We start from the raw sequence: 13,445 nt of genomic DNA, 5'->3' as shown, positions 1-13,445 counted from the left end.
GATTCAATATCTCGCACCGGGAGCGCATCGCTCCGCTCTTGAATCCGTATCCCGCCGGGACGCACAGCCTTCCGACCAGTTTTCACAGACATTTGACGAAGAAATTCACAACTCAATTTCAATAGGATTGTATAACAATGGCAAAAGCAATTGATTACAAAGCGGTCGCCCGTGAGGGCATGCAGAACGGCGTCAACATCCTGGCCAATGCTGTCAGGGTCACCCTTGGTCCCAAGGGCCGCAACGTCATGCTGGAAAAAGCATGGGGCGCTCCTCAGGTCACCAAGGACGGCGTGACCGTAGCCGAGAAGATCGACCTGGAAGACAAGCTCGAAAACATGGGCGCTCAGATGGTCAAGGAAGTCGCTTCCAAAACCAATGAAATCGCCGGTGACGGCACCACCACCGCCACGGTTCTGGCTCAGGCCATTTTCAACGAAGGCGTCAAACTGCTGGCCGCCGGTCGCAACCCCATGTCCCTCAAACGCGGCATCGACAAAGCCGTTGAAGCCGTGGTTGCCGAACTCGACGCCATGGCCAAGCCGGTCAAGAAGACCTCCGAAATCGCCCAGGTCGGTGCCATCTCCGCCAACAACGACACCACCATCGGCGACATCCTCGCCCAGGCTGTGGACAAGGTCGGCGACAACGGCGTCATCACCGTGGAAGAGTCCCAGGGACTGACCACCGAGTTGGACGTTGTTGAAGGCATGCAGTGGGATCAGGGCTACCTCTCCCCCTACTTTGTCAACGATGCCGACAAACAGGCCGCTGTATACGAGAATCCTTTCATCCTGCTTTCCGAGGGCAAAATCTCCAGCATCAAGCCGCTGGTTCCCATTCTGGAAGCCGTGGCCAAGGCTGAACGTCCTCTGCTCATCATCGCAGAGACCGTTGAAAACGACGCTCTGGCCGGTCTGACCATCAACGCCATGCGCGGCTCCCTGAAAGCCTGCGCCGTCAAGGCCCCCGGTTTCGGCGACCGCCGCAAGGACATGATCCGCGACATCGCCATCATGACCGGCGCCACCCCGGTCTCCGAAGACACCGCCACCACCCTGGAGTCCATCCAGCCCGGCGACTTCGGTACTGCCAAAAAAGTCGTGGTCGACAAGAACAACACCCTCATCGTTGACGGTGCTGGCGACAAGAAAGCCATTGCACAGCGTTGCGAAGAAATCTCCAACATGGCGCAGAACTCCTCCTCCGACTACGACCGCGAAAAGCTCCAGGAGCGCCTCGCCAAGATGGTCGGCGGCGTTGCAGTGATCAAAGTGGGCGCCCCCACCGAGATCGAAATGAAAGAGCGCAAGGATCGCGTCGACGACGCACTGAACGCAACCCGCGCAGCCGTTGACGAGGGCATCATCCCCGGCGGCGGCACCGCTCTGGTGCGTGCAGGCAAGGTCCTGGCCAAGCTCAAGGTCGCTGACGACACCGAGCAGGCCGGCGTGGACATCATCGCCAAGGCCATTGAAGAGCCTCTCAAGCAGATCGCCAACAACTGCGGCCTCGAAGGCACCGTCATCGTCGCCAAGGTCAAGGAACAGAAAGGCAACAACGGCTTCAATGCCGCTACCGGCGAATTCACCAATCTGGTGAAGGAAGGCGTCATCGATCCCAAGAAGGTGACCCGCATCGCCCTGCAGAATGCCTCTTCCGTGTCCAGCATGCTGCTGACCACCGAATGCGCCATCTCCGAATTCGTGGCAGAAGAAGACTAAGCTTCTCCACCGCTTTGAATACACAAGGCCGGACGTTCGCGTCCGGCCTTTTTTTATATTCTCCTATCCCGAAGTTCGTATTTACACATTTCTTCCCAACGGCAGAATTTTCACCATCGCCAACAGTTCTGAATCAATAGCATCCTTATTCATCAGGTATACTCCCAGCAGAATGGCAAATACAAGCAGCGAAGATATATAAAGCGGCAACGCGTAAACGATCGCAGCGACAAAAAAGCCTTTTACCAGAAATTTATTTGTCTCTTCACCTGGCAACACGGAAAAAAGGACCACTGAAGCAACGAGATAAATCGCTATGAAATCTAATATTTGTAGATGGTTACCATATTGTGAATTTGATAGATATCGATACTGAGCATAGGAAAGGGCAGAGACGACATACATCGTCTGATGACGTGCCATTCTCAATTTTTTTCTTTGAACAAGGTAGGTATAATAGACAAGCAGAAGAAATATAAACACGACCACCAGGAAGAAAGCGAACAAGAAGCTCCTCTCCTCTGTCCAGCCGGTCACAGTTGCCAGGCCAACATATATTCTCTCAACAAAAAGGGTTATGAACTTTTTGGTTTCTTGAGGATACTTTTCTTTCAGCCAACCACCCAGCGCCATAAGATGTGATATGGCTACTGTGTATATCAACATCCGCGTACAGCCGATTTCATGTTTATTTGCACTCTCCTGCAACCAGGAATACAAACTTTTCATGAAATTCATTATACTTCCCGTTTCTTGATCAGGGCAACTATCGATGCCCCAATGCCAAGCAATGCAAAGGCATATAACGCCTGCCAAAACTGAACAATTAAAAAGAGCAGTCCCAAAAGGCCCAACGCCAAAAGGAAAAAACCTGCTTTGAGTTTGCCGCTAATCTCCGGGTTACCTTCCTTAAAAACGAGGGAAACATCACAGGATTGATTGGATTTTATCAGCACCAGTCCACGATATATCAGAAACACGCAAACCCCTGCCCCAAGCAACCACGAAACGACCAGCAGTATGTGATTAATATATTCCACTTATCACCCCATAGTTAAATGACATTCTACATCGACAAGATCAAACCAGAACGAATTCTTTTGCTCTTAAAAAGCCGACTCGTGATATGCAATCAATTATTGACATCTTTATAATCCAGTGTTGAATACACCGTAAAAAAGCGATGAATCAAGTCATGTCATTCTTCTCCAAATTGATCCCGCCCTCACGCAAGGGGCACAAGAATTTTGAACGAGGCCGGGCCGCAGAACTTCGTGCGGACTATTCCAAGGCAGAGGCGTATTTCACCACGGCGGCCGAGGCGTTTGACGCGCACCTGACCTTGCTGGAAACCGAGGGAGAAGAAGCGCGGCCTTCGCACCTGGTCATGGCCGGTATCTGCTATACCCGCACCGGCCGATTCGAGGACGCCCTGCGGGTGCTGGATGCGTGCATTGAGCGCAAGAAAATCCCTGACGCCTTTCTCAATGCGGGATACGCCGCAGCAAAGCTTGGTCTGGCAGACCGGACCGTGGCGTACTGGCAGGCGTATCCTGACTGGGCTGGTCAGCGGGTCATAGCCAACACGCTTACGGATCTGGTCAAAGCCATACGCAAGCAGGAAAATCCAGACCTGCAGGGAGCGTGTGAAGCCGTGGCCCTGGCAGTGGCCAAACAGGACAAGACCAACCAGCGAGACCGCCGTTTTCGGGACCGAGGCCACAAGCACTCCGAGTTCAGGCAGGGGTATTGAGGCTCCATTTGAAAAACCCTGACAAAACAGGTAATTTCATGCTCATGAAATCGACAACCCGCACCTTCCTGCTCATCTGCGCCGTCCTCCTGCTCACCCTGCCGGCCATGGCCGACGACATCACAGTTGTCGGCACCGGACAGCCGTCCCAGGACGTGGCCAATGTACAGACCGCCGTAGAAAAAGGCGGCAATATACTGCTCAAGGGCACGTTCAACTTCGGCCCTGAAGGGCGTGTCATCATTCGCAAAAATGTCCGCATCAAGGGCGAAGCCGATTCCATTGGCGAACCGTTGACCACCATTACGGGCGGATTCTGGACATTCTATTCTCCCCTGCCCGTCAAGGGTGCTCCGCCGGCGAACAAGGGGCCCATCGTGGCCATTGAAGCCCTCCGCTTTGACGGGGCCAAAGGCACGCCCCTCCACTTTCCGCATGTGGGCGGGCTGGACGTGCGCGGCTGCACCGTCATGGACGTCATCCCCCAAAGCGTGGACATCGAATGGAGCGATGGCGACACCTTGCCTTTCCAGGCCGGCATCATTGTCGGCAACCGCATCGATTATACCAAGGAAGCGCTCAAACGGGCCGTCACCGGAACTATCCGCATTGAAGACAACCGCTTCTACATGGAAAACAACAGACCGCATGCAACCGCAGGGTATGGCGTTCTTGTGGACTGGACCTGGGGCACGGAGATCACGATCAGCCAGAATATCATCAACCGTTCCTCCAGAAACGGCATCGAGGTGCTTGATAATATTCGTGGAGACAAGGGCGAAGGAACGATAGAAATTTCCGATAACCGCATCGTCACCGACGATGAAGGCATCAACTATCCCAACAAATACGGTCCCAACGGCATTGTGGCGGGTTGGTTTTTCAATACGTCAGGCGGCGCCGACTTTGTCCGCAACAGCCGTATTGGCATCAGCGGCAACCGTATTGAGGCACGCGGCGAAGCGTCCACCGGTCTGCTGCTCTACGCCAACGACATGGTGGTCACCTGCAATGACATCATCATGGCCGGCGGAACCAATGCGCGGGGCATCGTCCAGACAGGCTCCCGAGGCTTTTTCGCCAACAATCGAGTACGCGGCGAGGCCCGGTACGCCATTTTCTGCTATCCTTTCGAAGCGCTCGCGGCCACGGCAAACACCTTTGCCTGGACAGAGCTGAACAACTTCACCGCCATCAAGGGACAGATTCTGCTCGGCGGGACCGTGAATCTCGTGGTGGGAACGGACGTGGCGATCAATGACAAGGGAAAAGGCAACCGACTGGTCAACACGCCCTCCTGCGCACTGCCCGAAATAGACCCGGAAGGCGACACCTGGGAACCGGTCGATGATTAAAGAGCGCATCGGCTGAACGATGCCTGGATCCATTGCGATGCACTGACGCCCGCGTTGACTGGAAGCAAAACAGTACGACCAGCGACTCGATAGAGAGGAAATATGGGAACCCATTGTGGACTATGCCCTACAATCGGTTCTGCCCTGCGGGGGAACGAGGCCCAAGCGTTCTGGGAAGCCGGTGCGGTAGACCTGGAATTTCAACAGCATAGACGCACAGCCAGTTAAAATAAGAACGCCCCTGAAACAGCATTTCAAGGGCGTTTCTGGTACCTGAGAACTAATCTTTTGCGATCATGACACTTGTGGCCTTGATCATGGCCTTGACTTCGTCACCGACCTTGATGTCCATCCGATCAACAGAATTCTTTGTGATGACCGAAGCAACTTCCACACCGGGAGCAACTTCGATGACGACTTCAGCGTTGACCATACCAACAGTTACTTCCTTGACCTTGCCGGGGACCAGATTACGTGCGCTTAATTTCATTTTTTCCACCTTGAGGTTGTAGTAGTAAAAACAACAATACCAATTGGCGTCTTTTGTTTATCGACAACGGATCAGGGATGTCAATAACTAATATAGATTCTATATATGTAAAATACCTCATATGAAAATACTCGCCATAAACATCACGGCGCACCTCGAAATACACTGAAAGAATTCGTCCAACATATTGTTTCCATATGAGAAAAGATCAACACTGCGTTAACAATGCCGCCAATCATGCTGGATTGGAATTTTCCCGTTGACATCCGCACGATCACTTTGTATTTAATGATAACGATTTTCAATTTCAACAAATGAGAGGAAAGCATGTGCGCAGCATTAGTCGGCGGAATGGACAGGTTAAAGCGAGAATACATGACCGAAGCAAAAAAGAACGGCGTGAAGCTCAAGCATTTTACAGGCAAGGAGCGCACCATCTCCAGCGCGCTCGGCAAAGTCGATTTTGTGGTTCTTTTCACCAACAAGGTTTCTCACAAGGCGCGCAAGGAAGTGTTGGCCGCTGTGCGCGGAACAGGCGTTCCCGTATACATGCATCACTCCTGTGGAATCAGCACGCTGCGCAAGTGCCTGGGTGAAGCCAACGGATAGCGGCTTGTTCAGAAACACAAAGCCCGTCTGCCAACATACACATACGATGTGCAGACTTTATCTCTTCCTTGAGAACATGATTGCGACGGCATATCCATCTTCAACAAGCGAACCTGTTTATGTACTGAACGCAAAGGAGGTGTAACCGTGGCACAGAATGAACACCTGACCATGAGGCGTCAAAGTCCCGGACGAAGAAAACGCTTTACCGAAGGCATGCTGGATACGGATCGGATTCTTCTTGAGCTGAATATCCTGCCGGGGCAGACATTGGTTGATGCCGGTTGCGGTAACGGATACATGACCCGACTTTTCTCCGAAAGAATCGGGCCATCAGGAACGGTCCATGCATTTGATCTCAATGAACATTTCATCAATACACTCTGTGAGGAAACCACAGACACAAACATCAGAGCACAGACGTGCGATGTAACCAGATCGACCCCGCTGCGCAGCGCAAGTGTCGATTTGCTGTATGTATCAACAGTCATTCATTCCCTGTCAAAAGAAGAACTCCAGGGATTGGTCCGGGAGGTACAACGCCTGCTTTACCCGGGCGGTTTGCTGGCTGTGGTGGAAATCGCCAAACACCACACCGCGTTTGGGCCGCCCTTGAAACAACGCTACTCCCCGGAGGAACTCCAGGAAGCCATTCCGCTGGATCCGCTTGATACCGTCCCCGTGGCCGACCATTTCTATCTGCAAATTTTTCAAATGCCTGCACAATGAATAGTACCACTTCTCTCACGGGGGCAGCACACTAGCCCGAATGCACGAAAAAAGACGCCGTTGCCTCGCAAGGCAACGGCGTCTTCTCTTCAAAACAGTACTCGCCGACCGGTAATTGGCCGGTAATTACGCGCTCGGATCCCATCGCTGGATCAGATTGATCACCTTCTGCGTCAACCCGTCGAATTCCGGCTTGGTCACCTGCTCATCCGCCATGACCGCCTTGCCCTTGTGCAAAACTGATTTTGAGATGAGGGAGGAAAACAGGGTTACCGGCAATATCTTGAGAACCGGGTCCTCCTTGATGCGCCTGGTCAGCGTGTAGCCATCCATCTGCGGCATTTCCACGTCTGAAACAACGGCGTCAATGAAATCCAACGGACTCTTCCCTTCACTCAGGCATTGCTTCTTGATGAGTTCAAGCTTGTTCCATGCTTCGGCGCCATCACCTACGATGGTGACTTCAAAATTCGCATCGGTAAAATTCTTTTCCAGCAGTTGCCGGACAGACGTTGAATCATCAGCAATCAGGGCATGGTAGCGCTCTTCAGACACAACATTGCTCAAGTTGGCCTGGGTTTGCCCTGATTCGTCGAGATCGGCCAGCACCTGTTCAAGGTCGAGCATGAGCACAAACCGGTCGTTGATCTTGACCGTCCCGGTAATGCAGTTGGTATCCATGGTCGAAAAATATTTGCTCGGCGGCTCCACATCTGCCCAGTTCACACGATGAATCTGGGTCACACCGGAGACGAGAAATCCCGTGATCATGCCATTGAACTCGGTGACAATGACCGGTTCATTCTCTGCGTGGCTTCTGTCGATCTTCAACCACACACTCAAATCCACAACCGGCAGAATAAGATCGCGCAGGGGAATGGTGCCAAGGAAACTCGGATGAACTGCTGCCTCGGAAGACTCCAGTCCTTCCGGCGCTTCAACGACTTCAAGCACCTTGGCCACGTTGACGCCAAAATAATACGTCATCGGTCCCTTAGACGTCTCTTCATTGATAAAAAACTCAATTATTTCAAGTTCATTGGTGCCTGTTTCCAACAAAATATCCGTTTGACTCATTCTCCCTCCTTAGAGCACACTCTGCATGACTCCACAAACATGTACCATGATGGGGTCATTTAAATGAATGATTATTTTCATTTTCAGTGATTTTTTTCAATGAAGGTATAAAAAAAGCACCACAATATTGCGGTGCTTTTATTCTGTTTTTATCTACGAGAGTTAGGACGACGCCGCGTCCGCGCACTCTGTGGCGGCCTGACTCAGGGTATCCCACTGAACCGGTTCTTCATGTTTGACCGAACGATTGAGCGTGGCACCGATAACCTCGTCCCAATGGACAGGCGAGACCCCGACACGCGGACAACGGGTGGTCAGGTCCGCGACTGTCAGCACATGCCCTGCGGGCAGTTCTCGGGAGAAAACAATGCACTTTCTGAGTTTTTTGGCAGCGGCCTGTTCTTCAGGGAACACGACCTTTCCCTTGATCTGCGTGGCTTTCTCAACCTCGCGAATCATGGTCACCATGTCAGCCAGTTCCTTTGGCTCAAGGGAGGCCTGATGATCAGTGCCTTTCAGGCTCTTGTCCAGGGTGAAATGACGCTCCACCACGGAGGCTCCAAGTGCGGCCGCCCCCACGCTGGGACCGATGCCTTTTTCATGACCGGAATACCCTACGGGTACGCCGTACCTCTCGGAGAGAGCCTCCATGACCGGCAGACCTATCTGGTCTTCGGGGCAGGGATAGGTGGAATTGCAATGCAGAAGCACAACCTGATCGTGGTAGGCGTTGATCTCTGCCATGGCCACGTCAATGTCTTCCAGCCCGCTCATGCCCGTAGAAAGAATGATGGGAATTTTGGCCGCAGCATATTTGCGGACCAGGGGCACGTTGACCAGCTCTGCGGAACTGATTTTGAGCAGATCCACATCCAGGTCAAGAATCTGAGCCAGACTCGGATCATCCCAGGCCGAAGCAAAAAAGACCAATCCTCTGGACTCGCTGTACTCCTTGAGCTGCGCCATTTCTTCAATGGACAGCTCCAGAGTATCACGATGCTCACCATAGGTGGGACCAAAGGAATTGGGACCGGTATATGGTGCGGCCCTGCCTTCGCGGGTCAGCAGCGCTTCATTGTCCCGTTTTTGAAATTTGACACCCTGAACGCCTGCGGCTGCAGCCTCATCAATCATCTGCTTGGCAATCTCGAACTCGCCCTGATGGTTGTTGCCTATTTCAGCGACAACAAAACAGGGATGGCCTGCGCCGATGGTGATACCTGAACGAAGTGTGACGGACTGAATCTGTTTCATATCAGAATCTCACAATTTGAAAACCGCGCTTGTTGGAATAGGGCTTGAGTTGCTCATAGATCTCACCTTGCTTGCCAAAAGAGGTGATAACCACGGCATCGCAGTCCATCTGGTCGAGGACATGCGGCGCGGAAACCACGTGTCCATTGAAAATCTGCCCCTGTTTATTCGTATCATTATCCAGAAGAGCCATAACCTTGAAAGAGGTTTCCCGCAATGCGGACAGAACAACTTCGCAGGTCTCGGACGCGCCGAACAACGCCAGCTTTCTTTTGTCGGCAGTTTCCAGGACGTTCAATTTATCCAGCACGAACTCCTTGATGGTCGAGTACAGGCGGACCGTTTCCGACGAGTAATCGGAGAACATGCGCTGTCTGGACTGCTGCCCCTCTTCGGTGAGCGTATAATTGTAACTTTTCCCATTGATGGGAAGGTATTCCACCAATCCCTCGCTTTGCAACTGCTTGAGGTACTGGTTGACCATAGCCCCGGACAAATGCAGCTGCTTGCCAAGCTCGAACTGGGACAGGCTGGAATCTCTGGAGAGGGCATCCAAAATGGCGAGAACACGGGTACTTTTACTCGGCTTGAGATAGTATCCGTCTGTTATCAGCATCCCGGTAACCACATTTTCAACTTGATCTGTCATGCATTCTCTCGGTCATTCGTTCGGTCAATGATTCATCTGTTCGAGCGGTGAGTTACAATGCTGAGTGTGTCACTCTAGACATGCTCCGTCACCCTGTCAACTTGCCCGACCTGCAACGCTTTCCGCCGGATTCAGCCCCGACGGACACCCCAAGTCTCAATAAAACCAATCGTTGACATATTGAATAATCGGCCTTTTTCACCAGTCACTTTAGTGAAACAGGCAATCATTTCCACTTTTCAAGACGAGGGAGAAAATGCAAGGACTCTGCCAAGGCTGGAACACACGAAGGCATTGCCAGAGACAACCACCGTAACATACTGTAAATAAAAATCATTAATTTTGTGATCGATTCATCGCCTTCCCTTTGCGCGGAAATTGGGGTTGCGCCCCCCTCTTTTTTGCGTCAAAACTCCGTCTCCGAACAGTTCAGGCCAGCCATATTGACCACATTGGCAGCCTATTATACGTTCTCCAAACTCGCTTGAACCAACCCATAAGGACTATCTCCATGGAGCTTATCGACCGCCCCTGGCTCAAATCATACGACCCTGATGTTCCGCCCACTCTGGACTATGACAAAATTCCTTTGTTCACGTTCCTGGACCGCGCCGCGCACAAGTGGCCCAAACGGAAAGCCATCATTTTCAAGAACTGGTCGATAACGTACGGCAAGCTCAAAATGCAGAGCGAGATATTCGCGGCAAACCTCAAGGCGCAAGGGGTCCGCAGGGGTGACCGTGTGGCGATGATGCTGCCCAACCTGCCGCAGACCATCATCGCCTTGTGGGGGGTCCTCCGGGCAGGGGCCGTGGTCGTCATGACCAACCCCCTCTATATGGAAACGGAAATCGTTCATCAATTCAACGACGCCGGGGTGCGCCACTGTATCACGCTGGACCTGCTCTGGCCCAAACTCTCCAAACTGCGCGACTCCATCCCGGTAGAGAAATTCTTCATCACCACCATTGGGGAAGGCCTGAAATTCCCCCTGAACGTTCTCTACAAACTCCAACAGAAAAAATCCGGTTCATCCCCCTCCATCCCCTTTGACGGCAAATCCATATTGCCTTTCAAGGATCTTACTAAGGGGCGGGAGCGGTACACCGACGAACGGGTGGACCCCGAAGACACCGCCCTGCTTCAGTACACCGGCGGCACCACGGGCGTGGCCAAGGGGTGCGTACTGACCCATTTCAATATCAGTGCGAACATGCAGCAGTGCCACGCCATGATGCACACGCTGGGCAAAAAGCGGGAGACCTTTCTCGGCATCCTGCCCTATTTCCATATATATGGGCTGACGGTCTGTCTGGCCTGGCCCACCAGCATCGGCGCGACACTGGCTCCCTTCCCGCGCTATGTGCCCCTGGATGTGCTCAAGGGCATAGACAAGCTCAAACCCACGGTGTTTCCGGGTGCCCCTTCCGTGTATATTTCCCTGCTCCAACAAAAGGACATCGATAAATACGACCTCAAGTCCATCGAGGTCTGTGTGTCCGGTTCGGCCCCCATGCCGGTGGAATACATGGAGCAGTTTCAGGCCCGCTCGGGGGGGTCGTCCATAACCGAAGGCTACGGCCTGACAGAGGCCTCTCCCGTGACCCACTTCAACCCACTGCTCGGGCTGAGCAAGAACGGCTCCATCGGCCTCCCCTTCCCGGACACCGATGCCAAGATCGTGGATATGGACGTGGGCGGCGAGCCGCTGCCTGCGGGCAAGCGCGGCGAACTGGTCATCCGCGGCCCCCAGGTCATGAAGGGATACTACAATCGCCCGGACGCCACGGCCGACGTGCTCAGGAACGGCTGGCTCTACACCGGCGACATCGCCACCATGGACGAGGAAGGCTACTTTTACATTGTGGACCGCAAAAAGGATCTCATCATCTCCGGCGGCTACAACATCTACCCACGCGAAATAGACGAAGTGTTGCACGCGCACCCCAAGGTCAAAGAAGCGGTCTCAGTGGGCATTCCCCATGCCTCCCGAGGCGAAATCGTCAAGGCCTTTGTGGTGACCCAACCCGGCGAGGAGCTGACCAGAGGAGACGTCATCGCCTACTGCAGAGAGAAGCTGGCCAACTACAAAGTACCCCGTCAGGTGGAGTTCAGAACCGAGCTGCCCAAGACCATGGTTGGCAAAGTCCTCCGTCGCGCCCTCAGGGATGAAGAGAAAGCCAATATCGATTTGAAGAAAAAAAAGAAGAAGTCCAAGGAAAACTCAACGCAGAATTGTGCATGATCCACTGTGCGCAGACGGACATAATGATGTATACAACTGGGCATTTAAGCCTCACGAAGCCCTCTGGAGACAGAGGGCTTTTTACATTTATGGCAACCGTAAATTTTTTTTAACGCTATTTGACCAACTAAAATTCGAAAGAAGCTCAACAAATAAGCAATTTATTCAACCATACCGCACCATTTGCAAAAATGTCGGAAGGGAAAAACCCTTTCACTCAAATTCTAATTGGTGTATGCACTAAAAACTGTTTTTTTACTGTTGCAATTGAAAATTCCTATGAGAGGAGGAAATGATGAAAGGTTTTCTTAAAAGTGTTGGCCTGCTGACCATTATGCTGGTTTGTAGCGCCTTCCTGTTGGCCGGTTGCGGGGACGACGCCCCCAAAACCATCAAGATCGGTTTCAACCTGCCCCTGACCGGTGATATCCCGGAAGTTGGTGAAGGTTCCAAGAACGCAGCCGAAATGTATCTCAAAGACATCAACGACGCCGGTGGCCTGGAAGTCGGCGGCAAGAAATACCCCCTCGAATTCATCTACATGGACAACGAGTCCAAAGCTGAATCCGCTACTAACGTCGCTCTGAAGCTCATCGAGCAGGACAATGTCATTGCCATCATCGGCCCCAACTCCTCCAAGCAGGCTGTGCCTGCCGGTGGTACCTGCAACGACAACCACACCCCCATGATCTCCCCCTGGTCCACCAACCCGAACACCACCCTGGACCGTCCCTGGGTTTTCCGTGCAGCCTTCCTCGATCCTTTCCAGGGTCCTGTTGTTGCTGACTTCGCTGCCAAGAAATTCGGTGCCAAGACCGCTGCCGTCATCTTCGACGTGTCCAACGACTACTCCAAGGGTCTGGCTGAAATCTTCAAGTCCTCCTGGGAAGCCAAAGGCCTCGGCCCTGTCGTCGCTTTCGAATCCCATGGTACCAAGGACCAGGATTTCTCCGCTCAGCTGACCACCGTCATCGCTGCCAACCCGGACTTCATCTTCGTGCCTGACAACTACAACCAGGTTGCCCTGATCATCCAGCAGGCTCGCGACCTCGGCTACACCGGTCCCTTCATGGGCTCCGACGCCTGGGGTACTCCTGACCTGATCAAGCTGTGCGGCGACCAGTGCTACAACAACTACTTCTCCACCCACTACGCCGCTGCCGGTGCCAAGGGTGCAACCAAGGTCTTCATCGACCGTTACGAAGCCGCCTACGGTTCCACCCCTGCTGACTACGCAGCGCTGACCTGGGACTCCATCGGCATCATGATCGAAGCCATCAAGAACGCTGGCAAGGTCGAAGCCGACCCCGTTGCCATGCGTGAAGCTGTCCGCGAGGGCCTGTCCGCCATCAAGTCCTTTGACGGCATCACCGGTTCCTCCAAGTTCGACGCACAGGGTGACCCCATCAAGTGCGCCGTGGTCGTCAAGATCAACGACAAGGGCGAATTCGTCTTTGAAGAATCTGTCTGCCCGTAAGCAGCTGTTGTTATTGAAACACCAGGGCGGGGACCTTCTGGTCCCCGCCCTTTTACTAAGTAAACGGGCTAACTTATTCTCTA

Annotated in this window: 13 protein-coding genes; 7 read left to right on the top strand and 6 right to left on the bottom strand. The window is 53.0% G+C overall.

The genetic code is table 11. From position 1 onward, the window contains the following. Positions 1–137 precede the first annotated feature (137 nt). Positions 138–1,724: a chaperonin GroEL gene (gene groL, locus SRBAKS_RS13920; protein ID WP_229591493.1), complete on the top strand. Its 1,587-nt coding sequence runs from the start codon at positions 138–140 to the stop codon at positions 1,722–1,724. Positions 1,725–1,805: 81 nt separating this feature from the next. Here groL and SRBAKS_RS13915 read toward each other — a convergent pair whose 3' ends face one another. Then, positions 1,806–2,462 (bottom strand): hypothetical protein, encoded by a 657-nt coding sequence (locus tag SRBAKS_RS13915; RefSeq protein ID WP_229591492.1) that lies wholly within the window; start codon positions 2,460–2,462, stop codon positions 1,806–1,808. Beyond that, positions 2,462–2,764: a hypothetical protein gene (locus SRBAKS_RS13910; protein WP_229591491.1), complete on the bottom strand. Its 303-nt coding sequence runs from the start codon at positions 2,762–2,764 to the stop codon at positions 2,462–2,464. The genes SRBAKS_RS13915 and SRBAKS_RS13910 overlap by 1 nt, the downstream gene beginning before the upstream one ends. 155 nt (positions 2,765–2,919) lie before the next feature. Between SRBAKS_RS13910 and SRBAKS_RS13905 the strand changes: the two genes are divergently transcribed. Beyond that, positions 2,920–3,477, top strand: coding sequence for a tetratricopeptide repeat protein (locus SRBAKS_RS13905; protein ID WP_229591490.1), 558 nt, complete (start codon positions 2,920–2,922; stop codon positions 3,475–3,477). Between the two features lie 8 nt (positions 3,478–3,485). After that, positions 3,486–4,832: a right-handed parallel beta-helix repeat-containing protein gene (locus SRBAKS_RS13900; protein ID WP_229591489.1), complete on the top strand. Its 1,347-nt coding sequence runs from the start codon at positions 3,486–3,488 to the stop codon at positions 4,830–4,832. A gap of 280 nt (positions 4,833–5,112) precedes the next feature. Here the strand turns inward: SRBAKS_RS13900 and SRBAKS_RS13895 are convergent, their stop codons facing one another. Continuing rightward, a complete protein-coding gene (locus SRBAKS_RS13895; protein ID WP_229591488.1) occupies positions 5,113–5,322 on the bottom strand; it encodes a TOBE domain-containing protein in 210 nt (69 codons plus the stop codon). 327 nt (positions 5,323–5,649) lie between these two features. Here SRBAKS_RS13895 and SRBAKS_RS13890 point away from each other — a divergent pair, with 327 nt between their 5' ends. After that, positions 5,650–5,931, top strand: a complete 282-nt coding sequence (locus SRBAKS_RS13890) for a DUF2325 domain-containing protein (protein ID WP_229591487.1) — start codon at positions 5,650–5,652, stop codon at positions 5,929–5,931. Positions 5,932–6,078: 147 nt separating this feature from the next. After that, the gene (locus SRBAKS_RS13885) at positions 6,079–6,660 is read left to right on the top strand and encodes a class I SAM-dependent methyltransferase (RefSeq protein ID WP_229591486.1); all 582 of its coding nucleotides are present in this window, start codon (positions 6,079–6,081) and stop codon (positions 6,658–6,660) included. 126 nt (positions 6,661–6,786) lie between these two features. Here SRBAKS_RS13885 and SRBAKS_RS13880 read toward each other — a convergent pair whose 3' ends face one another. The 3 genes from SRBAKS_RS13880 to SRBAKS_RS13870 form a co-directional block, all read right to left on the bottom strand. Then, positions 6,787–7,737 carry a chemotaxis protein gene (locus tag SRBAKS_RS13880; RefSeq protein WP_229591485.1) on the bottom strand — a complete coding sequence of 317 codons (951 nt, stop codon included), beginning with the start codon at positions 7,735–7,737 and terminating at the stop codon, positions 6,787–6,789. A gap of 162 nt (positions 7,738–7,899) precedes the next feature. After that, complete coding sequence (locus SRBAKS_RS13875) at positions 7,900–8,991, bottom strand: N-acetylneuraminate synthase family protein (protein ID WP_229591484.1); 1,092 nt, start codon at positions 8,989–8,991, stop codon at positions 7,900–7,902. A gap of 1 nt (position 8,992) precedes the next feature. Next, positions 8,993–9,640, bottom strand: coding sequence for a winged helix-turn-helix transcriptional regulator (locus SRBAKS_RS13870; RefSeq protein ID WP_229591483.1), 648 nt, complete (start codon positions 9,638–9,640; stop codon positions 8,993–8,995). Between the two features lie 511 nt (positions 9,641–10,151). On the opposite strand from SRBAKS_RS13870, the gene SRBAKS_RS13865 reads away from it, so the two are divergent. Beyond that, on the top strand, positions 10,152–11,885 hold the full coding sequence (locus SRBAKS_RS13865) for a long-chain-fatty-acid--CoA ligase (protein ID WP_229591482.1): 1,734 nt from the start codon (positions 10,152–10,154) through the stop codon (positions 11,883–11,885). A 295-nt stretch (positions 11,886–12,180) separates the two neighbouring features. Then, complete coding sequence (locus SRBAKS_RS13860) at positions 12,181–13,362, top strand: ABC transporter substrate-binding protein (protein ID WP_229591481.1); 1,182 nt, start codon at positions 12,181–12,183, stop codon at positions 13,360–13,362. Positions 13,363–13,445: the final 83 nt, after the last annotated feature.

The organism is Pseudodesulfovibrio sediminis, from assembly GCF_020886695.1.
Classification (GTDB): Bacteria; Desulfobacterota; Desulfovibrionia; order Desulfovibrionales; family Desulfovibrionaceae; genus Pseudodesulfovibrio; species Pseudodesulfovibrio sediminis.
Note: the sequence above shows the minus strand (reverse complement) of the source record. Positions and strands in the feature narration are given on the sequence as shown.

Bases quoted from the DNA above. Each gene is read 5' to 3' on its own strand.
- groL (WP_229591493.1), top strand. From the start codon at position 138: ATGGCAAAAGCAATTGATTACAAAGCGGTCGCCCGTGAGGGCATGCAG.
- SRBAKS_RS13890 (WP_229591487.1), top strand. From the start codon at position 5,650: ATGTGCGCAGCATTAGTCGGCGGAATGGACAGGTTAAAGCGAGAATAC.
- SRBAKS_RS13915 (WP_229591492.1), bottom strand. From the start codon at position 2,462: ATGAATTTCATGAAAAGTTTGTATTCCTGGTTGCAGGAGAGTGCAAAT.
- SRBAKS_RS13895 (WP_229591488.1), bottom strand. From the start codon at position 5,322: ATGAAATTAAGCGCACGTAATCTGGTCCCCGGCAAGGTCAAGGAAGTA.
- SRBAKS_RS13905 (WP_229591490.1), top strand. From the start codon at position 2,920: ATGTCATTCTTCTCCAAATTGATCCCGCCCTCACGCAAGGGGCACAAG.
- SRBAKS_RS13875 (WP_229591484.1), bottom strand. From the start codon at position 8,991: ATGAAACAGATTCAGTCCGTCACACTTCGTTCAGGTATCACCATCGGC.
- SRBAKS_RS13860 (WP_229591481.1), top strand. From the start codon at position 12,181: ATGAAAGGTTTTCTTAAAAGTGTTGGCCTGCTGACCATTATGCTGGTT.
- SRBAKS_RS13870 (WP_229591483.1), bottom strand. From the start codon at position 9,640: ATGACAGATCAAGTTGAAAATGTGGTTACCGGGATGCTGATAACAGAC.
- SRBAKS_RS13865 (WP_229591482.1), top strand. From the start codon at position 10,152: ATGGAGCTTATCGACCGCCCCTGGCTCAAATCATACGACCCTGATGTT.
- SRBAKS_RS13880 (WP_229591485.1), bottom strand. From the start codon at position 7,737: ATGAGTCAAACGGATATTTTGTTGGAAACAGGCACCAATGAACTTGAA.